This window comes from Bradyrhizobium sp. WD16 (assembly GCF_024181725.1).
Lineage (GTDB): Bacteria > Pseudomonadota > Alphaproteobacteria > Rhizobiales > Xanthobacteraceae > Bradyrhizobium_A.
On the sequence record NZ_CP028908.1, the window covers coordinates 5,752,847 to 5,779,579 of the forward strand.

General features: G+C 65.0%; 18 protein-coding genes and 2 pseudogenes. 7 read left to right on the top strand and 13 right to left on the bottom strand.

What is annotated here, in order from left to right; genetic code table 11:
• Positions 1 to 58: 58 nt before the first annotated feature.
• The 4 genes from DB459_RS26540 to DB459_RS26555 all read right to left on the bottom strand — a co-directional run bounded on the left by DB459_RS26540 (position 59) and on the right by DB459_RS26555 (position 7,152).
• Positions 59 to 1,198 (bottom strand): efflux RND transporter periplasmic adaptor subunit, encoded by a 1,140-nt coding sequence (locus tag DB459_RS26540; RefSeq protein ID WP_253713709.1) that lies wholly within the window; start codon positions 1,196 to 1,198, stop codon positions 59 to 61.
• Positions 1,199 to 1,512: 314 nt separating this feature from the next.
• Positions 1,513 to 4,830 carry an error-prone DNA polymerase gene (locus DB459_RS26545; RefSeq protein WP_253710238.1) on the bottom strand — a complete coding sequence of 1,106 codons (3,318 nt, stop codon included), beginning with the start codon at positions 4,828 to 4,830 and terminating at the stop codon, positions 1,513 to 1,515.
• Positions 4,827 to 6,353 (bottom strand): DNA polymerase Y family protein, encoded by a 1,527-nt coding sequence (locus tag DB459_RS26550; RefSeq protein WP_253713710.1) that lies wholly within the window; start codon positions 6,351 to 6,353, stop codon positions 4,827 to 4,829. The genes DB459_RS26545 and DB459_RS26550 overlap by 4 nt, the downstream gene beginning before the upstream one ends.
• A complete protein-coding gene (locus DB459_RS26555; protein WP_253710240.1) occupies positions 6,328 to 7,152 on the bottom strand; it encodes an ImuA family protein in 825 nt (274 codons plus the stop codon). Before DB459_RS26555 ends, DB459_RS26550 begins: the two co-directional genes overlap by 26 nt.
• Before the next feature lie 127 nt (positions 7,153 to 7,279).
• On the opposite strand from DB459_RS26555, the pseudogene DB459_RS26560 reads away from it, so the two are divergent.
• Positions 7,280 to 8,020 (top strand): annotated as a pseudogene (locus DB459_RS26560) (UdgX family uracil-DNA binding protein); the annotation flags it as partial.
• A 53-nt stretch (positions 8,021 to 8,073) separates the two neighbouring features.
• Here DB459_RS26560 and DB459_RS26565 read toward each other — a convergent pair.
• Positions 8,074 to 9,243, bottom strand: a complete 1,170-nt coding sequence (locus tag DB459_RS26565; RefSeq protein WP_253710242.1) for a M20 aminoacylase family protein — start codon at positions 9,241 to 9,243, stop codon at positions 8,074 to 8,076.
• 214 nt (positions 9,244 to 9,457) lie between these two features.
• On the opposite strand from DB459_RS26565, the gene DB459_RS26570 reads away from it, so the two are divergent.
• The 4 genes and pseudogenes from DB459_RS26570 to DB459_RS26585 all read left to right on the top strand — a co-directional run bounded on the left by DB459_RS26570 (position 9,458) and on the right by DB459_RS26585 (position 13,419).
• Positions 9,458 to 11,083 (top strand): GMC family oxidoreductase, encoded by a 1,626-nt coding sequence (locus DB459_RS26570; protein ID WP_253710245.1) that lies wholly within the window; start codon positions 9,458 to 9,460, stop codon positions 11,081 to 11,083.
• A gap of 181 nt (positions 11,084 to 11,264) precedes the next feature.
• On the top strand, positions 11,265 to 11,573 hold the full coding sequence (locus DB459_RS26575) for a type II toxin-antitoxin system RelB/DinJ family antitoxin (RefSeq protein WP_253710248.1): 309 nt from the start codon (positions 11,265 to 11,267) through the stop codon (positions 11,571 to 11,573).
• Positions 11,574 to 11,584: 11 nt separating this feature from the next.
• Positions 11,585 to 11,866, top strand: a pseudogene (locus tag DB459_RS26580) (type II toxin-antitoxin system RelE/ParE family toxin); the annotation flags it as partial.
• Between the two features lie 375 nt (positions 11,867 to 12,241).
• A protein-coding gene (locus DB459_RS26585; RefSeq protein ID WP_253710251.1) for an IS3 family transposase occupies positions 12,242 to 13,419 on the top strand; the annotation gives its coding sequence in 2 pieces (ribosomal slippage) (positions 12,242 to 12,556 and positions 12,559 to 13,419; 1,176 coding nt in all).
• 689 nt (positions 13,420 to 14,108) lie between these two features.
• On the opposite strand, the gene DB459_RS26590 is transcribed toward DB459_RS26585, so the two are convergent.
• The 8 genes from DB459_RS26590 to urtA all read right to left on the bottom strand — a co-directional run bounded on the left by DB459_RS26590 (position 14,109) and on the right by urtA (position 21,840).
• Positions 14,109 to 15,149: an aliphatic amidase gene (locus DB459_RS26590; RefSeq protein ID WP_253710255.1), complete on the bottom strand. Its 1,041-nt coding sequence runs from the start codon at positions 15,147 to 15,149 to the stop codon at positions 14,109 to 14,111.
• A gap of 55 nt (positions 15,150 to 15,204) precedes the next feature.
• The gene (locus DB459_RS26595) at positions 15,205 to 15,552 is read right to left on the bottom strand and encodes a zinc ribbon domain-containing protein (protein WP_253710258.1); all 348 of its coding nucleotides are present in this window, start codon (positions 15,550 to 15,552) and stop codon (positions 15,205 to 15,207) included.
• Between the two features lie 83 nt (positions 15,553 to 15,635).
• Positions 15,636 to 16,865, bottom strand: coding sequence for a formamidase (gene fmdA, locus DB459_RS26600; protein WP_253710260.1), 1,230 nt, complete (start codon positions 16,863 to 16,865; stop codon positions 15,636 to 15,638).
• A gap of 31 nt (positions 16,866 to 16,896) precedes the next feature.
• Positions 16,897 to 17,586: an urea ABC transporter ATP-binding subunit UrtE gene (gene urtE / locus DB459_RS26605; protein ID WP_253710263.1), complete on the bottom strand. Its 690-nt coding sequence runs from the start codon at positions 17,584 to 17,586 to the stop codon at positions 16,897 to 16,899.
• An 11-nt stretch (positions 17,587 to 17,597) separates the two neighbouring features.
• A complete protein-coding gene (gene urtD, locus DB459_RS26610; RefSeq protein WP_253710266.1) occupies positions 17,598 to 18,353 on the bottom strand; it encodes an urea ABC transporter ATP-binding protein UrtD in 756 nt (251 codons plus the stop codon).
• Between the two features lie 10 nt (positions 18,354 to 18,363).
• Positions 18,364 to 19,509: an urea ABC transporter permease subunit UrtC gene (urtC, locus tag DB459_RS26615; RefSeq protein WP_253710269.1), complete on the bottom strand. Its 1,146-nt coding sequence runs from the start codon at positions 19,507 to 19,509 to the stop codon at positions 18,364 to 18,366.
• A 16-nt stretch (positions 19,510 to 19,525) separates the two neighbouring features.
• Positions 19,526 to 20,452, bottom strand: coding sequence for an urea ABC transporter permease subunit UrtB (gene urtB, locus DB459_RS26620; RefSeq protein ID WP_253710271.1), 927 nt, complete (start codon positions 20,450 to 20,452; stop codon positions 19,526 to 19,528).
• 128 nt (positions 20,453 to 20,580) lie between these two features.
• Entirely contained in the window at positions 20,581 to 21,840 is a 1,260-nt protein-coding gene (gene urtA / locus DB459_RS26625) for an urea ABC transporter substrate-binding protein (RefSeq protein ID WP_253710274.1), read from the bottom strand.
• A gap of 188 nt (positions 21,841 to 22,028) precedes the next feature.
• Between urtA and DB459_RS26630 the strand changes: the two genes are divergently transcribed.
• The gene (locus DB459_RS26630) at positions 22,029 to 25,397 is read left to right on the top strand and encodes an ATP-binding protein (RefSeq protein WP_253710277.1); all 3,369 of its coding nucleotides are present in this window, start codon (positions 22,029 to 22,031) and stop codon (positions 25,395 to 25,397) included.
• The gene (locus DB459_RS26635) at positions 25,387 to 26,313 is read left to right on the top strand and encodes a response regulator (RefSeq protein WP_253710280.1); all 927 of its coding nucleotides are present in this window, start codon (positions 25,387 to 25,389) and stop codon (positions 26,311 to 26,313) included. Before DB459_RS26630 ends, DB459_RS26635 begins: the two co-directional genes overlap by 11 nt.
• Positions 26,314 to 26,733: the final 420 nt, after the last annotated feature.

Consider the following 26,733-nt stretch of genomic DNA (forward strand, 5'->3'; position numbering starts at 1 on the left):
TTTTTCGATGCTCATGCATGGGTGATGCGAGCACGCCCCTTCGAAGTCGGACCATGCCCTAGCTGCCGGATGCCGCCCGGTCGATGAAGAGGCTGCCCCGCGTCACGATTTTCTCGTCGCGGGCAAGGCCGTCCTTGACCTCGACGAAATCACGACTGGTGAGTCCGACCTTGATCGGCCGCAACTCGATCGACTTGTCGTCGTTGACGACCCAGACCCGGACCTGGTCGGCCTCGTAGATCAGCGCCCGCCTCGGCACCGCCACTGCGGGCCTGCCGGTGCCGGAATAGATCGTGACATTGGCGAACATTTCCGGCTTGAGCGCGCTATCGGTATTGTCGACGGTGGCGCGCACCAGAAGCCGGCGCGTCGCCGGATCGATTGCCGCGGCGACATAGTCGATCCGCGCGGTGTAGACCCGCCCGGGCGACGACAGCACGGTGAAGCTGAGGTCCTGGCCGAGGGCGACGGCGGCGGCTTCGGTCTCGCGCACATAAGCGGTGAGCCAGACGGTGGAGAGATCGCCGATGACGAAGACCGGATCGGTGGCGCCAGCACTAATGTACTGGCCGGGGCCGACCTTGCGCTGGACCACGGTACCTGCGATCGGCGCCAACACCCGCGTATCCGGGCTGATGCGGCCCTTGTCCTCGACCTGCGATATCGCCTCGTCGTTGAAGCCGAGGATTCGCAGCCGGTTGCGGGCCGCCTCGAGCGCGGTCACCGCCGAACGCATGTCGTTCTGGGCGCCGACCAGCGTCGCCTGGGACTGCTGATAGTCCTTGAGCGGCGCAGCCTTGCCTTCGAACAGGTCCTTGGCGCGGCGGTCCTGGAGCTGGGCGAGCTCGAGTTGCGAGCGCGCCTTGTTGAGCGCAGCGAGCGCCGCGACGAAATCGTTCTGGCTCTGCACCGTGTCGGTGGCTTCGATGACAAGCAGCGGCTGGCCCTGGATCACCTGCTCGCCGGGCCGCGCCAGCAGCTTGGTGACCCGGCCGATGTAGGGCGAAAACACCGGGGTGGAGCGATCCTCGTCCACCGCGATCTTGCCCTCGGTGATGTTCTCGGCGCGGAAGACCCGCTCGGTGACCGGCTCGACCGTCAGGCTGGCCCATTCCGCTGTGGTCGGCGTGTAGCGTGACCCTCGGCCGTTTCGCGACTGGCTGGAAAGTTCGAGCTGATCCTGCGGCGCTCCACTCATACGGGTGAATGCGAATCCAGTGCCCGCCAGCAAAGCCAGCACAGCGCAGCCGGCGGCCAGATGGCGTCGGGTCAGGGGCAGACTGAAGATGAACAAACGTTTATCTGACACGGATCATCTCTGGGTCCGGAATCGCGGTGCGCGACATAGCGTCGCGTCCCGGCTTGGTCTGCTATTAGTGCCGAACGATCGTTACAGACAATCTAAAAAAGCGATTCCTGTGCCCTTGATTTCGTGTGCGCTGCGCCGTGTGGGGCGGTTGGCGGCTGCCGAGGCCGCAATGATGACCATTTGGTGACGCCGCGCCGCCGGATTCAGCGGAAATCTCGCGACGGCGGCAGGACCCGAACGTCCCGCGGATGGCGGGGCATGGGGTGAGCAAGCGGATCGTCCCGGAAATCCGTTCCCCCGCCCTCGCCCGCCCCGCCGGTTGGCGCCCGTCCGGGTGCCGGAGCGAGGTTGTCAGCGAGCAGCGCCAAATCGGGGGAGCGGTCGACCAGGCGCTGGGCGACCAGGTGCACCACCCCCTCGGGACTGCGCTGGATCAGCCCTTCGACCAGCACCAGACGGGCCCCCATCACTTCCTTGCGATAGCGTTCCATAACCTTCGGCCACACCACAATGTTGGCAATTCCGGTCTCGTCCTCGAGGGTCATAAACACCACTCCGCTGGCGCTGCCCGGCCGCTGGCGCACCAAGGTGACACCCGCACAGCGGGCCCGGGCGCCGTGGGCGAGATTGGTGGCTTCCTCGCAGGACAGAGTGTTCTCCGCCCGCAGGCGGTCGCGGAGAAACTCCACCGGATGGCCCTTCAGCGACAACCGCACGGTCTGATAATCGGCGACCACCTGTTCGGACCGCGGCATCGACGGCAGCGGCGCCGTTACCTCGTCCGGCTGCTCGCGCGCCGCGGCGGCGACAAACAGCGGCAGCGGCACGTCATCCGGCAGGCGCCGCACCGCCCACAGCGCCGCTCGGCGATCGAGGCCGAGCGAGCGGAACGCATCCGCATCGGCGAGCAGGACCAGGGCCCGTTTCGGCAGCGCGGTCGCCCGGGCGAACTCCTCCAGTGAACCGAAGGGGCGGCGCGCACGGGCCGCGACGATGCAATGGTCCCAGTCCTCGTCCGACCATCTCCGCGGATCATCTGGATCGCGGACATGGAAACCGTCGATCTGGCGAAAGCCGAGGCGCAGCGCGTGATATTTCCCATAGCGCTCCTCGAGACTGTTCTGGCCGAGGCTGAATGAAACGTCGACCTCGCGCACCTCGACCTCGTGCTTGCGAGCGTCGCCGACGATCTGGGCCGGAGCGTAGAACCCCATCGGCTGCGAATTCAACAAGGCACAGGCGAAGGCGTCGGGATGCTCGTTCTTGATCCAGGACGAGGCATAGACCAGTTGAGCGAAGCTCGCGGCATGGCTTTCCGGAAAGCCGTAGGTGCCGAAACCTTCGATCTGCCTGAAGCAGCGCTCGGAGAAGTCCTGTGGATAGCCACGTGCCACCATGTTGCCAACCATGCGATCGCGAAACTTGCGCACATCGCCCATGTTGCGGAAAGTCGCCATGGAGCGGCGGAGCTGGTTGGCCTCGCTTGGAGTGAATTTCGCCGCCTCGATAGCGAGCCGCATCGCCTGCTCCTGGAACAACGGCACGCCGAGGGTGCGCTGCAGGACATTGCGCAATTCGTCGGCCGGACCGTGGTCGGGATGCGGCGAGGGATAGTCGACCCTCTCCTGGCCGTTGCGACGGCGCAGATAGGGATGGACCATGTCACCCTGGATCGGCCCCGGACGGACGATCGCGACCTCGATCACGAGGTCGTAGAATTTCTGCGGCTTGAGCCGCGGCAGCATGTTCATCTGGGCGCGGCTCTCGACCTGGAAGACGCCGATCGAATCGCCGCGCGAGAGCATGTCGTAAACGGCCTTCTCCTCCGATGGAATGGCCGTGAGATCGAGTCGCTCGCCCTTGTGCCCGGCGATCAGGTCGAAGCTCTTGCGGATGCAGGTGAGCATGCCCAACGCCAGCACATCGACCTTCATCATCCGCAGCGCGTCGATATCGTCTTTGTCCCACTCGATGAAAGTACGCTCGTCCATGGCGGCATTGCCGATGGGGACGAATTCGTCGAGACGATCGCGGGTAAGGACGAAGCCGCCGACATGCTGGGACAGGTGCCGGGGGAAACGCACGAGTTCTGCCGCGAGATCGACGGCGCGGCGAAGCATCGGATTGGAGGGATCCAGCCCGGCCTGACGGACCTGCATGTCGTTGAGACCGTCGCCCCAGCTTCCCCACACGGTATCGGCGAGCGCCGCGGTGACGTCCTCGGTCAGGCCGAGCGCCTTGCCGACATCGCGGACGGCGCTGCGCGGCCGGTAATGAATGACGGTGGCGACGATCGCCGCCTTGTGACGGCCATAGCGGCGATAGACATATTGCATCACCTCCTCGCGTCGCGAATGCTCGAAATCGACATCGATATCCGGCGGCTCGCGCCGCTCTTCCGACACGAAGCGCTCGAACAGGAGGTCGATCTTGGTCGGATCGACCGAGGTGACGCCGAGCACGTAGCATACGGCAGAATTGGCCGCCGAGCCGCGCCCCTGACACAGAATGTTCTGGGACCGAGCATAGCTGACGATGTCGTGCACGGTGAGAAAGTAATGTGCGTATTCGAGCCTCTCGATCAGCGCCAGCTCCTTGGCCAGGGTATCGTGCAGTTTCTGGTCGAGCCCTTGCGGAAACTGCCGGCGCGCGCCTTCCCAGGTGAGATCCTCAAGATGCTGCTGCGCGGACTTGCCCGGCGGCACCGGCTCGTCAGGGTATTGATAACGCAGATCGTCCAGCGCAAAGCGGATACGGTTCGCAAACCGCATGGTCTCGGCGATCGCCTCCGGAAAATCGCGAAACAACCGTACCATTTCGAAAGCGGGCTTGAGATGGCGCTCCGCATTGGCCTCGAGCTGCCGCCCGATGGCCTCGATGGTTGCCTTCTCCCGGATGCAGGTCAGGACATCCTGCAGCGGGCGCCGCGCCGGGTGATGGTAGAGCACGTCGTTGGTGGCGAGCAGCGGCACGTCGGCGCCATCGGCGAGGCCGGCGAGAAGCGCCAGCCGACGCCGGTCGTCTCCGCGATAAAGCAGGCTCGCCGCGAGCCACACCCCATCGGCGCCGGAGGCACGCAATCGCGCCAGCAGCGCGGCGGCAGCATCCGCGTCGAAACGATGCGGCAGCGCCAGGACCAGCAACTGTCCTTCGGCGAAGTCGATGAGATCCGCGAGCGTCAGACGGCACTCGCCCTTGGAAGCGGCACGCTTGCCGCGGGTGAGTAGCCGGCACAGCCGGCCATAGGCGGTCCGCTCGGTCGGATAGACCAGAATGTCCGGCGTTGCATCGGCGAAGACGAGGCGCGCGCCGATCAGCAGCTTCGGTTTGTAGCCAAGTTCCTCGTTGTCGAGTTCGCTATAGGCCCGCACCACGCCGGCGAGGGTGTTGTGGTCGGCGATGCCAATGGCCGAGAGCTTCAGCTTGGAGGCCTGGTGGACATAATCCTGCGGGTGCGAGCCGCCGCGCAAGAAGGAGAAATTGGTGGTGATGCCGATCTCGGCGTAAGCAGGCGCGGTCATGCGAACAGCCCGTGCACGAACCAGCGCGGCGCTTGCGCTTCGCCTCCGTCCTCGCCGCCGTAGAGCCCGTCACGATAGATCCAGAACCGCAGGCCAGCGGCGTCCTCGACGCGGAAATAATCCCGTGTTGCCGCCCCGTCCGCCCGCCACCATTCCGGCGACAGGCGCTCCGGCCCCTCCGCCCGCGCCACCACATGGCCGGCCCGCCGCCATTCGAAACGCGCTGGCGCGCCATCGGGGATTTCGGCGATCACGGCGATCGGTTCGGGCCGCTCGAACAGACGCAACGGCCGGCGCGGCGGCTCGTCCTTGATCGGGGCGGGCCAGTCCGCCTGCTCCGCGGCGGCGAGCGCGGCCTGGGCAGGCACCGCCTCCTCAGCACGTTCGGGAATATGACTGTCGCGCGGCAGATGCACCTCGATGCGCGCGCCGCCGATCCGCGCGGCGATACAGTCGACCAGCGCAGCGACCTCGTCGCTGTCATGGGCCTGGCTGTCGAGATCGCGCTGCTCAGTGACCACCGTCTCGACCCGGCTCGCCGACAGTCGGATCAGATCGAAGCCGAAACCCGGATCGAGCGGATCGGCGAGCGCGTCGAGGCGTTCGCGAAACAGCCGCGCCATGGTCGCAGTACGCGTCACTGGGCGACCGGCATCGAGCGTGATGGTGCGCACGACGCCATCGGTGCGGAAGAAACTCGCCTCCAGCCGGCGCGCGCCCTTGGCCTGACGCTGCATGGCATCGACCAGCATGGCGCCGAGGCGGTCGAGGGTCGCCGCGATGACTCCATCGGAGGCAACCGGCTCGGCAAAACGCTTCTCCACCAGGTAATCCGGCGCCGGCTTGCGCGGCGAGATCGGCGCGTCGCCGTCCCCCAGCGCCTGCCGCAGCAGCGCGGTGAAGGCGGCGCCGAACCGCGCCGTGATCTCATGGGACTCGCGCGCCGCCACCTCCCCGATGGTCTTCAGCCCGGCACGACGCAGGCCGCGGATCACCGTGTCCTCGGTGCCGAGCGCCACCACCGCCAGCCCCGCGACGGCGGCCGCCTCCTTGCCTTCAGGCACGATCCGGCCGGGAGCGGCGCGCGCCACGGTGCGGGCACAGACCGGCGTCGAGGCCACCGCGGCCGTGACGGCAAAGCCCTGGCGGACCAGCAACGCGGATAATTTCCGCAACAATTCGGCTTCGCCGCCAAACAGATGGGCGCAGCCGGTGATGTCGAGAAACAGGCCATGGGGCGGATCGAGCGCCACCAGCGGCGTGAAGCGATCGCACCAGTCGGCAACGGCATTCAGCGTCCGCAGATCGGCATCTTCATCGGCGTCAAAGACGCGCAGATCGGGGCAGATCGCCCGCGCATTGGCGAGTGGCATGCCGATGGTCAGACCGATGGCCATGGCTTCGGAGTCGCAGGCCGTCAGGCGCAGCGCATTGTTCTCCTTCGCCACCACCACCCAGGGAGCTGGCGACGGCGAAGAGAATAATGGAGGCGAGGCGTCAGCCGGCGCGGCGCCAGATTGCATCGCGGCCCGGGCGAGCTGCCGCCGCAGCCGGTCGATCGGAAGGAAGGGCAGACGCAGACTGAGAATACGTCGCCGGTTCACGGAAGAGACACTCATGACAATTCCATTCCATGATCCACTGGCCGGTCTGGCCGTGACGATTGCGAACCAGGGCGGCTTCGAGCACCGGGCTGCCCCAGGCCTCGCGCAGCGAGGTGACGGGAGAACGCGCGCTGCGCACCACCCAGCGCGTCTCGGCGGTGCTGGCGGCGGGCTGCGCCACGCTGCGCAACAGAAAACAGGTCACGCCGGAGGCCTGGGCGGCGAGCGTCAGCTTGCGGCTGGCGACGAGATCGAGCAGGCGCGTCTCGCCCCAGGCATCCATGACCACGGCGCCCAGCGCGTCGCAGGCCAGCGCATCGGCGGCGACCCGCAGCGCCGTGGCGATATCCTGGGCCCGCACCGTGATGACCCGGCGCGGATCGAGCCCGAGTTCGGAAAAACCCTGCATCGACAATGCGCCCTGCTCCCGGGCGAGGAAGTCCTGGCGGACCCAGAGCAGCGGCCGGTGCAGGGCGGCGCGCCAGGCGAGGCCGGCGGCGAAACCGCTCGCCGCCGCATTGTACCGGCCTTCCATGGCGAAGACCTCGTGCAGCGCCCCGCGCACGAGCCCGCCCTGCAGGACGCTGTCCGCCGCCGCATGGCCGAGCGGCCGGCGCGCCGCCGACGTCGGCTGCAGGCCCGCGGCCTCGAGCCGGCTGATGGTTCCCCGCAGGGACGCAAGGGTGGACGCAAGGGTGCGTGTGCGCGCGCTGGTCATTGCGCCGCTCCTCGAATGGGCCGCCGGATCACCAGTTCATAACCAATGACCCCGCCAATTGTTCATGATATGTTCTTATATAAGACCAAGGCGGCCGGCGGAGTCAAGGCGCTTTCCAGCCGCCGGACCGCAGCGCCGGCGGCGGAACTTCGCCAGGGCGTCGCCGATTGGTGCGACGATAAAGCGAGCGCCTGCCCAACGCCCTGCCGCCGCCAACAAGGAGCCGGTGATGCCGTCATCGCGATCGCGCGCCGCAGCCGCGCTGGAGGACCTACGGCAGGAGGCGCGAGCCTGCCGTGCCTGTCCGCTGTGGAAAAACGCCACCCAGACGGTGTTCGGCGAGGGCCCGGCGCCTGCCCCGGTGATGATGGTCGGTGAACAACCCGGCGACAAGGAAGACCTCGCCGGCAAGCCCTTCATCGGCCCCGCCGGGCTGATGCTCGACCGCGCGCTGGAGGAGGCGCAGATCGACCGCGACAAGGTCTACGTCACCAATGCGGTGAAGCACTTCAAATTCGTGCCCCGCGGCAAGCTGCGGCTGCACCAGAAACCGGCGACGCCGGAGATCAGGGCCTGCCGCCAGTGGTACGAGCGCGAGCGCGCCACGGTGAAACCGAAGCTCGTCGTCGCCCTGGGCGCCACCGCGGCGCAAAGCGTGCTCGGCAAGATCACGCCGATCAACCGCAACCGCGGCCGCCTGATCGCGATCGACGACGGCGCCCAGGCCTTGGTGACGGTGCACCCGTCCTACCTGCTGCGCCTGCCGGACGAAGCCTCACGGGCGCGCGAATATGCCCGCTTCCTCGACGACCTGAAGCTCGTCAGTGATTTCCTGCAGAACGGCCGCCGCGGCGCCGATGCGGCGTGAGGCGATTCGCCAGATGAGACGCCGGATGAACGCTGACTTGCCTGGGTGATGGCTCACGCCGCCAGCGTCGTCTCGACGAGGCGGATCCAGTACGAGGTGCCGTAGAGAATGGCCTCGTCGTTGAAGTCGTAGGCGGGGTGATGCAGGCCGGCGCTGTCGCCGTTGCCGACGAAGATGAAGGCGCCCGGCCGCGCCTGGAGCATATAGGCGAAATCCTCCGCCCCCATGATCGGGGTGGTGTCGGCCACCACCTGGGTGCCGCCGGCGATCTCGTTCGCCACCCGCAGCGCGTTGTCGGTCTCCGCGTCGTGATTGACCAGCACCGGATAACCCTCGGCGATGTCGGCCTCGATGCGGGTGCCGGTGAGCTGGGCAACGCCCGCCGCCACTTCGCGCACCCGCTGCTTGATCAGGTCGCGCACGCCGCCGTCGAGGGCGCGGATGGTGCCGAGCAGTTCCGCGGTCTGCGGGATCACGTTGGTGGTATGGCCGGCATGGAAGCTGCAGATCGACACCACCGCGGACTTGAGCGGGTCGATGGTGCGCGAGACGATGGACTGCAGCGCGGTGACGAGCTGGGCGCCGGCATGCAGCGAATCGACGCCCTTGTGCGGCATGGCGGCATGGGCGCCCTTGCCCTCGATGGTGATCCGCAGCTCGTCCATGGAGGCCATCATGGCGCCGGGCCGGATGGCGAAGCTGCCGAGCGCCAGGCCCGGGATGTTGTGCATGCCGTAGACCTGGTCGATGGCGAAGCGTTCCATCAGCCCGTCCTTGATCATGGCCGCGGCGCCGGCACCGCCCTCCTCGGCCGGCTGGAAGATCACCACCGCCTCGCCGGCGAAATTGCGGGTCTCGGCGAGATAACGCGCGGCGCCGAGCAGCATGCTGGTGTGGCCGTCATGGCCGCAGGCGTGCATCTTGCCGGGCGTCGTCGAGCGATATGGCAGGCCGGTGAGTTCCTCCACCGGCAGCGCGTCCATGTCGGCGCGCAGGCCGATGCCGCGCAGCGTAGCCGCCGGGCGCCGGCCGCGAATGACGCCGACCACGCCGGTGCGGCCCAATCCGGTCACCACCTCGTCGCAGCCGAACGCGCGCAGCCGCTCGGCGACGAAGGCCGAGGTGCGGTCGAGATCGTACATCAGCTCGGGGTGGGCGTGGAGATCGCGGCGCCAGGCGGCGAGGTCCGGCTGCAATTCGGCAACGCGATTGACGATCGGCATGTTTTGTCCCTTGAGCTCGGATCCTGCGTCGCGAGCTGCGGCGCGCAGAATGCAGAATAATGCAGCGGGCAGCCTAACATGCCGAGGCCGCCGGCCCAAGCCTTGGAAAGAGCAAAACAATTTGGCGCCGTGCCGCAAATTCAGGCGCTGTACAGCACGACGCGCCGGCGCTATGGCAACCGGAACAACAGCAACACGTCAATCGGGAATGGAAATGCCGGGGGCCATCGAGGGGGATTTCGACTACATCGTCGTCGGCGCCGGCACCGCCGGCTGCATCGTCGCCAACCGCCTGTCGGCCGATCCCCGCCGCAGGGTGCTGCTGCTAGAGGCCGGCGGCCGCGACAACTGGATCTGGTTTCACATCCCGGTCGGCTACCTCTTCGCCATCGGCAATCCGCGCTCGGACTGGATGTTCCGCACCGAGCCCGAACCCGGCCTCAACGGCCGCTCGCTGGCCTATCCCCGCGGCAAGGTGATCGGCGGCTCGTCCGCCATCAACGCCATGATCTCGATGCGCGGTCAGGCCGCCGACTACGATCATTGGCGCCAGCTCGGGCTCGCCGGCTGGGGCTGGGAGGACGTGCTGCCCGCCTTCCGCCGCCTCGAGGATCACTTCCTCGGCGCGAGCGAGCATCATGGCATCGGCGGCGGCTGGCGCATCGAGGCGCCGCGGCTGTCCTGGCAGGTGCTCGACACCGTGGCCGATGCCGCGGCGCAGATGGGCATCCGGCGCACCGCCGATTTCAACACCGGCGACAACGAAGGCATCGGCTATTTCCACGTCAACCAGAAGCGCGGCCGGCGCTGGTCGTCGGCACGCGGCTTCCTCAAGCCCGCCCTGGGCCGCCCCAACCTGCGGCTCGAGACCGGCGTGCTCGCCGACCGCCTGATCATCGAGAACGGCCGCGCGGTGGGCGTGCGCTTCATCCAGGACGGCGTGCCGCGCGAGGCCCGCGCCAGGGGCGAGGTCGTCCTGTGCTCGGGCTCGATCGGCTCGGTCCAGGTGCTGCTGCGCTCGGGCGTCGGCCCGCAGCAATTCCTCGCTGCCGCCGGCATCGACCCCGTCGTCGCCCGCGACGGCGTCGGCCGCAACCTCCAGGACCATCTCCAGCAGCGCGCGATCTACAAGGTCCACGGCATCCGCACGCTCAACGAGACCTACTGGTCGCTGGCGCGCCGCGGCCTGATGGGCCTCGACTACCTGCTGCGCCGCCGCGGCCCCCTGACCATGGCGCCGTCCCAGCTCGGCATCTTCACCCGCTCCGATCCGCGCCAGGAGCGCGCCAACATCCAGTTTCACGTCCAGCCGCTGTCGCTCGACAAGTTCGGCGATCCGCTGCATCGCTTTGCGGCGATCACGGTCGCGGCCTGCAACCTGCGGCCGACCTCGCGCGGCGTCATCCGCCTGCGCGACGCACGGCCCGACAGCGCGCCGATCATCGCCCCGAATTATCTCGCCACGCCGGAAGACCGCCAGGTCGCCGCCGACGCGATCCGCGTCACCCGCCGCCTGATGAAGCAGCCGGCGCTCGCCCCCTATACGCCGGAGGAATATCTGCCGGGGCCGGGCGTCGGCGACGACGATGCTTCGCTCGCCAAGGCCGCCGGCGATATCGGCACCACCATCTTCCACCCGGTCGGCACCGCCAGGATGGGCCGCCCCGACGATCCGCTCGCCGTGGTCGACGAGCGGCTGCGGGTGTTCGGCGTCGCGGGCCTGCGGGTGATCGATGCCTCGATCATGCCGACCATCACCTCGGGCAACACCAACACGCCAACCGCGATGATCGCCGAGAAGGGATCGGCGATGATGATCGAGGACGCGCGGCAGGCGTAAGTCTGCGGTCTCCGTGGCCTGGGCGGCCATCGCCTGCATCAGCCCGATCGAGATGGAACTAAAAGCGGGCTGAACCCTGTCCATTTTTTCGGGGGAAGATCACGCCGGTCACGAGACTGCGACTTATCTGGCGCACGTCATTCAAATGCATCACATTAGCGGCGAAATATGGGAGCTCGCCATGACTTCGAATGCCCTCGTCCAAACCCGCATAGATGCGGACGTGAAGGAAAAGGCCACCGCGATTCTGGAAAATATGGGTCTCACTGTATCCGACGCCGTGAGGATCCTGCTGACGCGCACGGCCAACGAAGGGATGCTTCCGCTCGAGCTCGTGCGCAACAGCCAAGCCTACGATAGCTGGTTCCGTGAGAAGGTGCGCCAGGCGCTGGCGGACACCCGGCCCGATCTTGATGATTCAGAGGTCGAAAAGCATTTCGCGCAACGCCGCGCCGCTGCGCTTCGAAAAGCGGCGGAACAAAAACGGTGAAGCTCGTCTGATCGCGCCACGCGCGGTCCGATCGCGACGGTATCTTCAGCTACATCGACGCCGAGAATCCTCGTGCCGCGATTCATGTTGACGAACAGATCGCCGATGCTGCGCGGCGCTTGCTCGACTTTCCCGAAAGCGGTCGACCCGGGCGTGTCGCTGGCACGCGCGAACTGGTCATCTCGCGCACGCCCTACGTCGCGGCCTACCTGGTCGACAGCGATACCGTTCGCATCCTGCGCGTGCTTCATGGCGCGCAGATGTGGCCCGACGAACTCACCAACGACGATTAAGGCCGACTTTGTACAGAACCCTTGTCGGGGCGAGTGCGGTTTGACGACATTGTCGGTCGCGTGGACCGGGGCTGGTTCCCTTCTGCGGCTTTTCTCGCCGCTTCGGGGATTATGCAGCGACACAGTTCAGCTTACAGTCCCGGTGATCGATGCCTCGATCGTGCCCACCATCACCTCTGGCAACACCAACACGCCGACCGCCATGATCGCCGAGAAGGATCAGCGATGATGATCGAGGACGCGCGGCAGGCATAAGTCTGCGCCCCTTCCCCCTCCCCGCGCGCTCGTCGCCTCGCCCCACGAAAGCGCTATCGCATGAACCTCCTCCGAATTGATGGACACCTGTAGTAGGCTCAGAGAGCCAGGAGGTGTCGGATGGAAACACGTCAACGTCGGTCGTTTACGGACGACTACAAGCGGCAAGCGGTCGATCTGGTCGCTTCGAGCGGCCGCTCGATCGGGTCGGTGGCCAAGGAGCTTGGCCTGCGCGATTCCGTGTTGCGGCGCTGGGTTGAACTTCGTGGGGCTGGGCGAGAACCGACGGCGGCGGCGCGGCGCCCCACAACGCAGGCGACGCTGCCGTCGGCGGATCACGCGGCAGAGATCGCTCGTTTGCAGCGAGAGAACGAGCGGCTGCGCATGGAGCGCGACATTTTAAAAAAGTCGATCGCGATCTTTGCTGGAGTTCCGAAATGAGATTCCGCTTCATCGAAGATCGCCGCGCCGACTATCCGGTAAGACTCATGTGCGACGTGCTCGAGGTATCGCCGGCCGGCTATTATGCTTGGCGCTCGCGCCCGCAGAGCCGGCGGACCGCTGCCAATCGTGAGCTCCTGGACGACATCCAACAGGTCCATCGCGACAACCACGGGCGCTACGGCAGCCCGCGTATCCATGAAGAACTGAAGGCTCAGGGCCATGGGGTGAGCCGTGGCCGTATCGAACGATTGATGCGCCATCACGGGATCAGGGCCATCATGGCGCGGCCGCGCCGGGTGCGGACCACCGACAGCCGGCACGATCTCCCGATCGCTCCAAACCTGCTCGACCGCAACTTCATCGCCGACGCGCCGAACCGGATTTGGCTGGCCGACATCACCTATGTAGAGACCGATCAGGGCTGGCTCTATCTGGCCACCGTCATGGATCTCTACAGCCGCAAAATCGTCGGCTGGGCGATGGAGGATCATCTACGCACCGACCTGCCGTTGGCCGCATTGAAGATGGCCATCGCGGCGCAGCGGCCTGGTCCAGGCCTGATCCACCATTCCGATCGCGGCGTTCAATATGCCTCGGCCGATTACCGAAAGATGCTCCAGTCCGCAGGCTTCAGGGCCTCGATGAGCCGCAAGGGCAACTGCTACGACAACGCTCCGATGGAGAGCTTCTTCCACACGCTCAAAACCGAGCTCGTCCATCACCGCCACTATGCGACACGCGAGGAGGCCAGACGGGATATCTTTGCCTATATCGAGGGCTTCTATAATCGTATCCGTCGCCATTCGGCCATCGGCTACATCAGCCCGATCGCGATGGAACTAAAAGCTGCTTAACCCTGTCCATTTTTTCGGGGGAAGATCAGCATTCACACATCAAAAAAGAGATTCTGATTTCAATAGCTTGCTGAAGCAGATCCTGGGAGCGCGCCACGCTGGCGGTCCTCAGGAAGCGCTTCGACTCCCACCTCGTCGTCACCGGGCTTGTCATCGCAAGTCGGACCTATCCGACTTGCGACATTCAAGAAGGACGCAACTCGGCTGCGCCGAGTTGCTATGGACCTCGCTTAGGGAGGCACTGCGCCCCTCATCGGGGTGGCCGGGACCGGTCTTCGCCTTCGGCTTCGACCCGGCACAAGGCTGGGCGCGCCGAAGCTTCGTAGCGAAGGCGGCAAGCCCGGCCACGACGAAAGAAAGGTTGAATGAGTCGCTTTCCCGGCAGCGAAGCAAATGGGCGAATACGATAGGGTCAAGCCGGGCGACGACAACCCCGGGTGTGGCGGTCGCGCATATATGTGAATCTGAAAGCGGCGAACAGCGGGCAGATCATCGTCCCGGCCGGTCACGCGGCGAGCTCACCCCCAGCATGCATCACTGTCGACTCAACGCCCCTCGAACAGCTCGGCGTGGCGGCCGGCCAGGGGCAAAGCGGGTGGTCTCCAAGCGGAAGCACCCCCGCCGCCCCACCACGTCATCGCACCCCCGCCGCCAAGTCTCTCGCCGTGGCCACCTCGCCTCTCGGTGCCCTAATAGTTTGTCGCAGTCTTCTCGTTCGGAATGCCGTCAATCGGGCATTCGGCCGTTCCCGCGGTCGAGCGGGTCAATCCCTCGACCATCTCGCGCGTGCCTTCGGGGTCCGCGATCCACTTCGCATAGAAGTCGTAGGGACAGGCCGCGAGGCCTTTCGCGCTCTCGCCGGAATTGATCGTGCCGGTGTAGCCGCGATGCAGCAGCTTGAACAGGTGATTCTGCGACTGGTTGTTGCGGCGCGCGTCGCGGATCAGGCTCTTTGACAAGGCCGCGTATTGGATGCCGTATTCCTCCTCGCCGGTCTCGCCCAAGGTGCGGCCATCGAAGCCGATGATCGCGGAGTGACCGAAATACGAGTAGACGCCGTCGAAGCCGGCGGCATTGGCGACCGCGACATAGACGTTGTTGGCCCAGGCCATCGCCTTGGATATCAGCACCTGCTGCTCCTTGGCCGGATACATGTAGCCCTGGCAACGCACGATCAGCTCGGCGCCCTTCATAGCGCAGTCGCGCCAGATCTCCGGAAAATTGCCGTCGTCGCAGATGATCAGGCTGACCTTCAGGCCCTTCGGACCATCGGACACGTAGGTGCAATTGCCCGGATACCAGCCTTCGATCGGCACCCAGGGCATGATCTTGCGATACTTCTGAACAATCTCGCCCTTGTCGTTCATCAGGATCAAGGTGTTGTACGGCGCCTTGTGCGGATGCTCCTCATGGCGCTCGCCCGTGAGCGAGAACACGCCCCACACCTTCGCCTTGCGGCAGGCCTCGGCGAAGATCGCCGTCTCCTCGCCCGGCACCTGCGAGGCGGTATCGTACATCTCCTTGGAGTCGTACATGATGCCGTGGGTCGAATATTCCGGGAAAATCACCAGGTCCATGCCCGGCAGGCCGAGCTTCATGCCGACGACCATGTCGGCGATCTTGCGGGCGTTGTCGAGCACCTCGGCCTTGGTGTGCAGCCGCGGCATCTTGTAATTGACGACTGCGACGCCGACCGTGTCGTTGCTCGAAGAAATGTCACCGTGAAGCATTTGAACGCCTTTCCGTTCCAGTTTGGATCTACCGTCAATCGAACGGCCACGCGTGTCAGTGGCTGATCATCCAGGGCCGCGCCGTCGGGAAGCCGACGGCACCGCTCCTGCTTTTCGCGACGAGCCGTCCCGCTTTCTTGCTGCCCGTGGCGCAACAGCCGCAGCGGGGGCCGTGGTCGGCCTTGTACTGGTCGAGCGTCTTCGGCGCGTGGCGGCTGCGCTCGTTCGTGGCGTGCGCCTTGCGCCTGTCCGCAGGCATGCAGACGAACGCCGGCGCCGTGAGGATCACGCGCGGTGATTCCATCTCGCACCGCGGGCAGACCTGCGGCGCGTCGCATTCGGCCATCGGCCGCATGTCCGTGAACGGGCCGCAGGCGTCGCAGAGATATTCATAGACCGGCATTGGATTTGTCCTTGCGCAATGGCGGATGAGCGGCGAATGCAGGGCGCGAAAGCCGTCGCCGCCCCTGCCCCGTCACGCAGCACTCACTTGTCCGGCGAGATCGGCATCTGGATGTCGCCCTTGATGTGCTGCACCGGACCGGCCGAGGACGGCATGATGTCGAAATCGAAGATCTCGGTCGGCAGCCACAGCGTAGCGCAGGCGTTGGGCACGTCGACGACGCCCGAGATGTGGCCCTGGCACGGCGCGGTGCCGAGGATCGAATAGGCCTGGGCGCCGGAATAGCCGAACTTCTTCAGATACTCGATCGCGTTCAGGCAGGCCTGGCGATAGGCGATGTGAACGTCGAGGTAATGCTGCTTGCCGGCCTCGTCGACCGAGATCCCCTCGAAGATCAGGTAGTCCTTGTAGTTCGGAGTGATCGGCGACGGCTTGAACACCGGGTTCTTGATGCCGTATTTCGCCACGCCGTCCTTGATGACATCGACCTTGATATGCAGCCAGCCGGCCATCTCGATGGCGCCGCAGAAGGTGATCTCGCCGTCGCCCTGACTGAAGTGCAGATCGCCCATCGATAGTCCACCGCCCGGCACATAGACCGGGAAGTAGATTTTCGACCCGCGCGAGAGATCCTTGATGTCGCAATTGCCGCCATGCTCGCGCGGCGGCACCGTGCGCGCGCCTTCGAGGCCGATCCTGGCCTTGGCGTCGCCCTTGGCCTGGCCGGCATGTGCGGTCGGCGCGAACGGCGGATTGGCGAGTCCGGGGACACGGGTCGGATTGGACGCGATCAGTTCCGCCTCGCGTGCGTTCCAGGCCGCCAGCATCTTCGGATCGGGCAGACAACCGATCAGTCCGGGATGGATCATGCCAGCGAAATTCACGCCGGGCACGTGACGCGACAACGTATAGAGGCCCTTGATGTCCCAGATCGACTTCTGCGCCAGCGGGAAATGGTCGGTCAGGAAGCCGCCGCCATTCTGCTTCGAGAAGAAGCCGTTGAAGCCCCACAGGCTCTCCTTCAACGGACCGACATCGAGCAGGTCGACCACCAGGAGATCGCCGGGCTCGGCGCCCTTGACGCCGATTGGGCCGGACAGGAAGTGCACGATCGAGAGGTCGATGTCGCGCACGTCATCGGCGGAATCGTCGTTCTTGATGAAGCCGCCGGTCCAGTCATAGGTCTCGATGATGAAATCGTCGCCCGGACGGACCCACTCGACGATCGGGATGTCGGGATGCCAGCGGTTGTGGACCTTGTCGTTTTCATAGACCGACCTGGTGAGATCGACCTTGATCAGTGTCTCCGGCATCGAGATGCTCCCCTTGGTTGACTGGCTGAGGCTAGACTGAGAGGTATTTCGAGATCTGCGCGGCATCGACGCTGTCGCGCGGATCATCGCGCACGATCTCGCCGTTCTCGATCACGAGCACGCGGTCGGCGATGTCTAGCGCAAAGCTCATGACCTGCTCGGAGACCACGATCGACAGCCCGCGCTCGTCGCGAATGCGTCTGAGGGTCTTGGCAATGTCCTTGATGATCGACGGCTGGATGCCCTCGGTCGGCTCGTCCAGCAGCAGCACCTTCGGCCTCGTCGCGAGCGCGCGCGCGATGGCCAATTGCTGCTGCTGCCCACCGGAGAGATTGCCGCCGCGGCGGTTCTTCATCTCCAGCAGCACCGGGAACAGCTCATAGATATCGCCGGGCACTTCCGAGCCGCCGGACACCACAAGGCCGGTCTCGATATTCTCCTTCACCGTCATGGTCGAGAAGATCATGCGACCCTGCGGCACGTAGGCGAGGCCTTTGGCGACGCGATCATAGCTCGGCAGCGCGCCGAGCTCGGCGCCGTCCACCGTCACCGAGCCGCTGCTGGCCGGCACGATCCCCATCAGCGACTTCATCAGCGTCGTCTTGCCCATGCCGTTGCGGCCCATGATCGCGACGATCTCGCCCGGCGCCACCGAGACGTTGACGCCGTGCAGCACCTCGCTCTGGCCGTAGGCAACGTGGAGATCATTGATAGCCAGCATGAACAGGCTCCTTAATGGCCGAGGTAGACTTCGATCACCCTGGGATCGTTCTTGACATGCTCCATGGTGCCCTCGGAGAGGATCTGGCCCTGGTGCAGAACGGTGACCTTGTGGGCGATTTCCTCGACGAACTTCATGTCATGCTCGATGACCAGCACGGAGCGATTTCTGATGATGCGGTTGAGCAGTTCGGCGGTCTTGGCGCGCTCGCTGACGCTCATGCCGGCGACCGGCTCGTCCAGCATCAGCAGATCCGGATCCTGGATCAGCAGCATCCCGATTTCGAGCCACTGCTTCTGGCCGTGACTGAGCAGCGCCGCGCGCATGTCGAGGCGGTCCTTAAGGAAGATCATCTCCGCGACTTCGTGGACACGCTCGCGCACGGCGGCATCTCGGGTGAAGGTCAACGCACCGAAGACGGTGCGTCCGCACGGAAAGGAGATCTCGAGGTTCTCGAACACGGAGAGATCATCGTAGATCGACGGCGTCTGGAACTTGCGGCCGACGCCGGCCTTCACGATCTCGTTCTCCTTCAGCTTGGTCAGATCCTTACCGCGGAACTCGATCGAGCCCGACGTGGCTTTGGTCTTGCCGCAGATCAGGTCGAGGACCGTCGTCTTGCCCGCGCCGTTGGGACCGATGATGACGCGGATCTCGTTTTCCTCGACATAGAACGACAGATCGTTGACCGCCTTGAACCCGTCGAAGGACACCGTGAGCGCTTCGACCGACAGCAGGAACGGTTTGGGAAGTTGACCGATCAGCATGACGTCCTCCTCATTCGGCCAGCGCGCCGTCGGAGACCGATTTGTCGGTCCAGCCGGCGCCGGACTTCGGCTTGCGCGAGGCGATCAACCGATCGATCCGCGGCTGAACATAGTCCTGCCAGAGACCGGCAAGGCCGTTGGGGAAGGCGAGAACGACGGCGATGAACAATGCGCCCAGGCCGAACAGCCAGAGCTCTGGAAACGATTCGGAAAGGCTGGTCTTGGCGAAGTTGACGAGCATGGCACCATAGACAGCGCCGAGGATCGAAAGCCGGCCGCCGACCGCCGTATAGATCACCATCTCGATCGACGGCACGATTCCGACGAACGACGGCGACATGAATCCGACATTGAGCGCGAACATGGCCCCGCCGATCGCGGCGAACACCGCGGCGATGCAGAAGGCAAAGATCTTGAAATTTGCGACGCTGTAGCCGGAGAAGCGGACGCGGTCTTCCTGATCGCGCATCGCGACCAGGATGCGGCCGAGCTTCGAATGCCTGACGAACTGTGCGATGAAGATGCAGACGAACAGGCAGCCGACCTCGACGAAATAGAGGACCGTCTTGGCGTGGTCGGGACGGATGTCCCAGCCCTTGAGCGTTCGCAGGTCGGTCATGCCGTTGATGCCGCCCGTGTAGCCCTGCTGACCGACGATCAGGATGGTCAGGATCGCGGCGACCGCCTGCGTGATGATCGCGAAATAGGTGCCGCCGACGCGGCGCTTGAACATGGCGGCGCCGATGATCAGGGCAAAGATGCCCGGCACCAAGACGACGGCGACGATGGTGAAGGAAAGGCTGTGGAACGGCTTCCAGAAGAACGGCAGCGCGGTGATCTGATTCCAGTCCATGAAGTCGGGGATGCCCGGGGTCGACTGGATCTTCGTGTTCTCGACGCTGGATGCCTCGAGCTTCAAGAACATCGCCATGCAGTAGCCGCCGAGGCCGAAGAACACGCCCTGCCCCAGGGTGAGAATGCCGCCATAGCCCCAGCAGATCACCAGCCCCAGCGCGACGAAGGCGTAAGTGAGATATTTGGCGATCAGATTGAGTCTGAACACGTCGAGACAGAGCGGCAGGATCACGACGAGCAAGGTAGCGAGCACCAGGATGCCGATCAGCTCCGAACGCGTGATGAAGCGACTGTCGTTCATGGATTGATCCCCCGGCTTATTTGCGGACCTTGAGAGCGAACAGCCCCTGCGGCCGCAGCATCAGAATTCCGACCACCGCGAGCAGCGTCAGCACCTTCGCCATCGATCCCGACGTGAAGAACTCGAGCGTCGACTGCGTCTGCGAGATCGAGAATGCCGATGCGATGGTGCCGAGCAGGCTGGCAGCGCCGCCGAACACGACGACCAGGAAGGTGTCGACGATGTAGAGCTGGCCCGAGGTCGGCCCGGTCGAGCCGATCATGGTGAAGGCGCTGCCGGCGACGCCGGCGATGCCGCAGCCGAGCGCAAAGGTGTAGCGATCGACTTTCGCGGTGTTGATGCCGACGGCGCCCGCCATGACGCGGTTCTGCACGACGGCGCGCACCTGGCGGCCCCAGCGCGACCTGAACATGACGTAGGCGACCGCAATCGTGATCAGCACGGTCAGGCCCATGACGAAGACGCCGTTGATCGGAACCTCGATCGAGTCGGTGACGTGCAGCGATCCCAGCATCCACTGCGGAAGCTCGACACCGACTTCGCGCGCACCGAAGATCGAGCGATAGGCCTGCTGCAGCATCAGGCTGAGGCCCCAGGTCGCAAGCAGCGTATCGAGGGGCCGCTTATAGAGATGCCGGATCACGACCCATTCCACCACCATCCCCAGCGCGCCGGAGGCCAGGAAGGCCAGGATCATCGCGAGGAAGAAGTAGCCGCCGAACAGGCCCGGCAGATAGGACTGGAAGGCGTTCGACGTCATCCAGGTGACGTAGGCGCCGAGGATCATGAATTCGCCATGCGCCATGTTGATGACGTTCATCTGGCCGAAGATGATCGCAAGACCGAGCGCCATCAGCACATAGACGGAAAACAGGATCAGGCCGGCAAAGCCCTGCATCACGAAGATGGAGCCCAGATCACCAATCGAATAGTCGCCAAACATCGATGCTTCTCCGCCGGGATGAAGGTCCCGCGTCGCGAAACAAATCGCGACGCGGGGGCGTGACGCGTGGAGCGACGCTCCACGCCAGGGAGCTCTTGCTCGCCGGACGATCGCGGTGCGCGACGCGCTTACTGGTAGCCCTTCGGGAACGGGTCGGGCTCGACGAGATCCGCGGTCTCGTAGATCAGCTCGAACTGGCCATCGAGCCTGGCGCGGCCGACGCGGGTCTTCGACCAGAGGTGATGGTTTTCGTGGATGCGCACATAGCCTTCGGGCGCACCCTTGAATTCCACGCCCGGCGAGGCGGCTGCGATCTTGTCGACGTCGAAGCTGCCGGCCTTCTCGACCGTCAGCTTCCACAGCCACGGGCCGAGATAAGCGGCCTGCGTCACGTCGCCGATTACGGTCTTCTCGCCCCAGCTCTTCTTGAAGGCGGAGACGAAGGCCTTGTTGTTGGCGTTGTCGAGCGACTGGAAGTACTTCATGCAGGCATAGGCGCCGGCGATATTCTCGCCGCCGATGCCATCGATCTCGTCTTCGGTCACCGAGATCGTCAGCAGCGCCTGCTTGGACAGATCGATGCCGGCCGCCTTGAGCTGCTTGTAGAAGGCGACGTTCGATCCGCCGACCACGTCGGTGAAGATCACGTCGGGCTTGGTCAGCTTGATCTTGTTGATCACCGAATTGAACTGGGTGCTGCCGAGCGCGTAATACTCCTCGCCGACGACCTTGCCCTTGAGCACGTTCTCGACGTGCTTGCGCGCGATCTTGTTCGAGGTGCGCGGCCAGATGTAGTCCGAGCCGATGAAGAAGAACGACTTCGCGCCCTTTTCCTTGGCGATCCAGTTCAGGCCGGCGAGAATCTGCTGGGTGGCCTCTTGGCCGGTGTAAATGACGTTCTTGGACTGCTCGAGACCTTCATAGAAGGTCGGGTAGTAGAGCATGCCGTTGTACTGCTCCACGACCGGCAGCACCGCCTTGCGCGACGCCGAGGTCCAGCAGCCCATGATCGCCGCGACCTTGTCGTTGACGAGAAGCTTCTTGGCCTTCTCGGCGAAGGTCGGCCAGTCGCTGGCGCCGTCTTCCTGGATGAACTTGATCTTGCGCCCGAGCACGCCGCCGGCGGCGTTGATCTGCTCGATCGCGAGCTTCTCGGCCTCGATCGAGCCGGTTTCCGAGATCGCCATCGTGCCGGTGGCCGAATGCAGGATGCCGACGGTGACTTCAGTATCGGTCACCGCAAGTCCCGTGGTGTTGACCGCGGACGTTGCCAGCGCCTGCGCAAAGGAGGAACGCGGAAGCATCGTCAAGGCAGGAATAGCCGCCATTCCCATCAGCAGCTTGCGGCGGAATGCCGACTGCAAGCCGTCGTTTGTTTCGCCAGACATGAGCACCCCATCGGTTCGAGAACGCGCTTATTTGTCAGGCGAGGATTGCCCGGAATTGTGCACCCCACGGATACGCAAGATCGCGTATATTGCACCGCAAAACAGCGACGTAGGCTTCTGGTACGGGATTTGCTGACGAATTTGCCGGCGACCTGAAGGATCGGTCGCTTGCAGCGGGGAGCACGGAAGTGGCAGGGCTGCAGCGAATAGACCGCGTCAGGCGCCAGTACAATCAATGGGTCGCCAACCAGACGCTGGAAGACTACGCGCTACGCTTCACCGCCAAGAGTTCGCGGCGCTGGTCCGCCGCCCGCGTCGCCAACACCGCCCTCGGCGCGATCTCGTTTTTGGCGCTGGAAGCGATCGGCGGCACCATTACACTGAACTACGGTGCCGCCAACGCGACCGCCGCCATCCTGGTCGTCAGCGTCATCATCTTCTGCTGCGGGCTGCCGATCGCCTATTATGCCGCAAAATGCGGCATCGACATCGACCTGCTGACCCGGGGCGCCGGCTTCGGCTATATTGGCTCGACCATCACTTCCCTGATCTACGCCTCCTTCACCTTCATCTTCTTCGCGTTCGAGGCGGTCATTCTCGCCGCCGCCCTGGAGATGTGCTTCGGCATCCCGCGGCCGCTCGGCTATCTCGTCAGTGCGATCGTCATCGTTCCGCTGGTGACCTACGGCATCACCCTGATCAGCCGCTTCCAGCTCTGGACGCAGCCGCTGTGGGTCGTCCTTCACGTCCTCCCCTTCCTGGCGATCGCCTATGCAAACCCGCATTCCTTCACCGAGTGGCGAAAATTCGCCGGCGAGCATGGCGATCCCGGCGGCCATCTCGACCTCTTGTTGTTCGGCACGGCCGCCTCGGTGGTGTTTTCCCTGGTGGCGCAGATCGGCGAGCAGGTCGACTTCCTGCGCTTTCTGCCGCGCGACGGCCGGACCTCGCGGGCCTCGTGGTGGATCGCCCTGCTCGGTGCCGGTCCCGGCTGGATCATCTTCGGCGCGCTCAAACTGCTGGTCGGCTCCTTCCTCGCCTATTTCGCGCTGAGCCACGGCGTTGCGATCGACCAGGCCGCCGAGCCCGCGACCATGTATCTCGAAGCATTCCGCTACGTGCTGTCGCAACCGGACCAGGCGCTGGCGCTCACCGGCACCTTCGTCATTCTCTCCCAGGTCAAGATCAACGTCACCAACGCCTATGCCGGCTCGATCGCCTGGTCGAACTTTTTCTCGCGGCTGACGCATAGCCATCCGGGACGCGTGGTCTGGCTGGTGTTCAACGTCACGGTGGCGCTGCTGCTGATGGAAATCGGCGTCTACAAGGCGCTGGAGCAGACGCTGGCGCTCTACTCCAATGTCGCGATCGCCTGGGTCGGCGCGCTGGTCGCCGATCTCGTCATCAACAAGCCGCTCGGCCTGCGCCCGCAGCAGATCGAGTTCAAGCGGGCCCATCTCTACGACATCAACCCGGTCGGCGTCGGCGCCATGACGATCGCGACCATCGCCTCGATCAGCGCATTTTACGGCCTGTTCGGTCCGTCCGCGAAGGCGCTGTCCGCCTTCGTCGCGCTCGCGGCGGCCTTCGTCTCGGCACCGCTGATCGCATGGGCGACCGACGGCAAATACTACATCGCCCGCAAGCCGAAGCGGAGCTGGCAGAACGTCGAGGCGATCCAGTGCTGTATCTGCGAACATTCGTTCGAGCCGGAGGACATGGCCTCCTGCCCCGCCTATGCCGGACCGATCTGCTCGCTGTGCTGTTCGCTCGATGCCCGCTGCCACGATCTCTGCAAGCCGCACGCGCGGGCCGGCGCGCAGGTATCGGAGACGTTCGGCAAGTTGATGCCCGAGGCGATCCAAGCGCGGATCAACTCGCAGTTCGGACGCTATCTCGGCGTATTCGCGGTCTCGGCCGGCCTGGTGGGGCTGACGCTGGGGCTGATCTACCTGCAGACATCGACGACCGCGCACGCCGACGCGCTGCTGGCGGATGTGCTGTGGAAGGTGTTTTTCGCGCTCATCATCATCATCGGCGTCGTCGCCTGGCTGTTCGTGCTGGCGCAGCAGAGCCGCCGTGCCGCGGAAGAGGAAACACGGCGGCAGACCACGCTGCTGATCCAGGAGATCGAGGCGCACAAGCGCACAGATGCGCAATTGCAGCGCGCCAAGGAGGTCGCCGAATCCGCCAACCTTGCCAAAAGCCGCTACGTCGTCGGCCTGAGCCATGAGCTGCGCTCGCCGCTGAACGCGATCTCCGGCTATGCGCAGCTCCTGGAGCAGGACACCAGCCTGCAGGCCCGCCCGCGCGATCAGGTGCGCGTCGTCCGCCGCAGCGCAGACCACCTCTCCGGACTGATCGACGGCATTCTGGACATCTCGAAGATCGAAGCGGGACGACTTTATCTGTCGCGCGACGAGGTCCGCTTCAGCGATTTCCTCGATCAGCTCGTCGGCATGTTCCGCGTTCAGGCGATGGCCAAGGGCATCGAGTTCGTGTTCAAGCGTCCTGCGGTGCTGCCTGTCGTGGTCTATGCCGACGAGAAGCGGCTGCGACAGATCCTGATCAATCTGTTGTCGAACGCGATCAAGTTCACGCCGGCCGGCTGTGTGCAATTCGTGGTGCATTACCGCAGCCCGGTCGCCGAGTTCGAGGTGACCGACACCGGGCCCGGCATCCGGGCGGACGATCTCGAGCGCATCTTTGCCCCCTTCGAGCGCGGCGCACTCGGCGTCTCGCAGCCGCAGACCGGCACCGGCCTCGGACTGACGATCAGCCGGCTGCTCGCCGGCGTCATGGGCGGCGACATCAAGGTGACGAGCACGGTCGGCCTCGGCAGCACATTCCGCGTCAAGCTGCTGCTCTCCGAGGTGACAAATCCGAGGTGCGACGCTCCGGTGGAAGCGCCGATCTACGGCTATCTCGGCCCGCGCAAGACCATTCTGATCACCGACGACGATCCGACCCATCGCGACCTGCTGCGCGAGGTGCTGGCGCCGCTCGGCTTCATCCTGCTCAGCGCGCCCGACGGTCCCGGCTGCCTTGCGCTGGCGCAGCACTGCCGGCCCGATCTGTTCCTGCTCGACATCTCGATGGCCGGCATGGACGGCTGGACGGTCGCGGAGACGCTACGCGCCAACGGCCATCACCAGGCGCGGATCCTGATGGCGTCGGCGAGCGCGATCGAGGCGCATGGCGCGCCGCTGGCGCAGCCGTTCCACGACGGCTATCTGATGAAGCCGATCGACATCCCGCGCCTCCTGGAAACCATCCGCCAACTGCTCAGGATCGAGTGGCAATACGAGGCCGGCCAGGTCGCCGTGCCACTCTGGCGGCCGGACAGCGGCTCGCGGCCGCCGGTGAAATATATCGAGGAACTGATCGGCCTCGGCCACCTCGGCTATGTCAGGGCGATCCAGCTCAAGCTCGACGAGATCGGCAACAAGCACCCCGAGCATGCCGATTTCGTATCGCAGATGCGCTCGGTGATCGACCGTTTCGATCTCGACCAATACATGGCGACGTTGAAGACATTGCACGCCCATGACCATTGACCCAAAAAAACGCGACGTCGCCCTCGTCGTCGACGATTCTCCCGAGACGCTCCGGCTGCTCACCGACGCGCTCGACGGCGCCGGGATGACCGTCATGGTCGCGCTCGATGGCCTCGCAGCGATGCGGATCGTCGATCAGATCACACCGGACATCGTGCTGCTCGATGCGGTGATGCCCGGCATGGACGGATTCGAGACCTGCAAGCGGCTGAAGCGGGATGCCGGCCTGGGTACGGTGCCGATCATCTTCATGACGGGTCTCGCCGAAACCGAGCACCTCGTCCGCGGGCTGGAGGCCGGCGGCGTCGACTATGTGACGAAGCCGGTCGCGATCGAGGAGATGCTGGCGCGGATCCGCGTTCACCTCGCCAATGCAAGGATGACCCTCAGCGCCCGCGCCGCCCTCGACGTCTCCGGCCGCTACCTGCTCGCGGTCGACAATGCCGGCCAGCTGCTCTGGGCGACGCCGCAGGCGCAAAAGCTGCTGTCGGACACGCTCGCCGGCGCCGCTGACGATTTCTCCCTGCCCGACCCGATGCCGCAATGGCTCGATGAGGTGCAGAAAGGCAATTCAGCGGCCAAGACCGCAACCATGGCGTCGTTTCCCGGCAAGGAGCAATTGCGGCTGCAATACATGGGCAAGCTCGGCGCCAACGAATTCCTGCTGCGGCTCGCCAAGGACACCGGCGGCGATGCGCCGGCGGAATTTTCCAGAGAGCTCGGCCTGACCACGCGCGAAGGCGAAGTGCTGTCCTGGATATCCAAAGGAAAGACCAATCGGGATATCGCCCAGATCCTGGGGTTGAGCCCCCGCACCGTCGACAAGCACCTCGAGCAAATCTATTCCAAGCTCGGCGTCGAGAATCGCACCGCGGCGGCCGCCGTCGCGGTCAAGGCGAGAAACCTGAAGCAATGATCCTGGAGGCCGCGTAGGCGGCTCACCTTGCGCGCGCGGCCGAAGTGCTGGTGAAGTCCGCCAGGCGAACGCCGCGCGACGACATTGTCGGTCGCGTGGACCGGGGCTGGTTCCCTTCGGCGGCTTTTCTCGCCGCTTCGGGGACTATGCAGCGACACATTTCAGTTTACAGTCCCGGTGATCGATGCCTCGATCATGCCGACCATCACCTCGGGCAACACCAACACGCCGACCGCGATGATCGCCGAGAAGGGATCGGCGATGATGATCGAGGATGCGCAGCAGGCGTAAGACTGCGCCCCTTCCCCCCCCCCCGCGCGCTCGTCTCCTCGCCCCGCAAAAGCGAGGGAGAAGTGACGACTCTGCCGCGCCGCTTCTTCACCTCGCGCCACGGCATGCTGGCCTCCCGGAGCCTGTCCA

What these genes read in the sequence shown, in the direction of transcription:
- DB459_RS26540 (WP_253713709.1), bottom strand. Translation starts at nt 1,198, where the DNA reads ATGAGTGGAGCGCCGCAGGATCAGCTCGAACTTTCCAGCCAGTCGCGA.
- DB459_RS26545 (WP_253710238.1), bottom strand. Translation starts at nt 4,830, where the DNA reads ATGACCGCGCCTGCTTACGCCGAGATCGGCATCACCACCAATTTCTCC.
- DB459_RS26550 (WP_253713710.1), bottom strand. Translation starts at nt 6,353, where the DNA reads ATGCAATCTGGCGCCGCGCCGGCTGACGCCTCGCCTCCATTATTCTCT.
- DB459_RS26555 (WP_253710240.1), bottom strand. Translation starts at nt 7,152, where the DNA reads ATGACCAGCGCGCGCACACGCACCCTTGCGTCCACCCTTGCGTCCCTG.
- DB459_RS26565 (WP_253710242.1), bottom strand. Translation starts at nt 9,243, where the DNA reads ATGCCGATCGTCAATCGCGTTGCCGAATTGCAGCCGGACCTCGCCGCC.
- DB459_RS26570 (WP_253710245.1), top strand. Translation starts at nt 9,458, where the DNA reads ATGCCGGGGGCCATCGAGGGGGATTTCGACTACATCGTCGTCGGCGCC.
- DB459_RS26575 (WP_253710248.1), top strand. Translation starts at nt 11,265, where the DNA reads ATGACTTCGAATGCCCTCGTCCAAACCCGCATAGATGCGGACGTGAAG.
- DB459_RS26590 (WP_253710255.1), bottom strand. Translation starts at nt 15,149, where the DNA reads ATGCTTCACGGTGACATTTCTTCGAGCAACGACACGGTCGGCGTCGCA.
- DB459_RS26595 (WP_253710258.1), bottom strand. Translation starts at nt 15,552, where the DNA reads ATGCCGGTCTATGAATATCTCTGCGACGCCTGCGGCCCGTTCACGGAC.
- fmdA (WP_253710260.1), bottom strand. Translation starts at nt 16,865, where the DNA reads ATGCCGGAGACACTGATCAAGGTCGATCTCACCAGGTCGGTCTATGAA.
- urtE (WP_253710263.1), bottom strand. Translation starts at nt 17,586, where the DNA reads ATGCTGGCTATCAATGATCTCCACGTTGCCTACGGCCAGAGCGAGGTG.
- urtD (WP_253710266.1), bottom strand. Translation starts at nt 18,353, where the DNA reads ATGCTGATCGGTCAACTTCCCAAACCGTTCCTGCTGTCGGTCGAAGCG.
- urtC (WP_253710269.1), bottom strand. Translation starts at nt 19,509, where the DNA reads ATGAACGACAGTCGCTTCATCACGCGTTCGGAGCTGATCGGCATCCTG.
- urtB (WP_253710271.1), bottom strand. Translation starts at nt 20,452, where the DNA reads ATGTTTGGCGACTATTCGATTGGTGATCTGGGCTCCATCTTCGTGATG.
- urtA (WP_253710274.1), bottom strand. Translation starts at nt 21,840, where the DNA reads ATGTCTGGCGAAACAAACGACGGCTTGCAGTCGGCATTCCGCCGCAAG.
- DB459_RS26635 (WP_253710280.1), top strand. Translation starts at nt 25,387, where the DNA reads ATGACCATTGACCCAAAAAAACGCGACGTCGCCCTCGTCGTCGACGAT.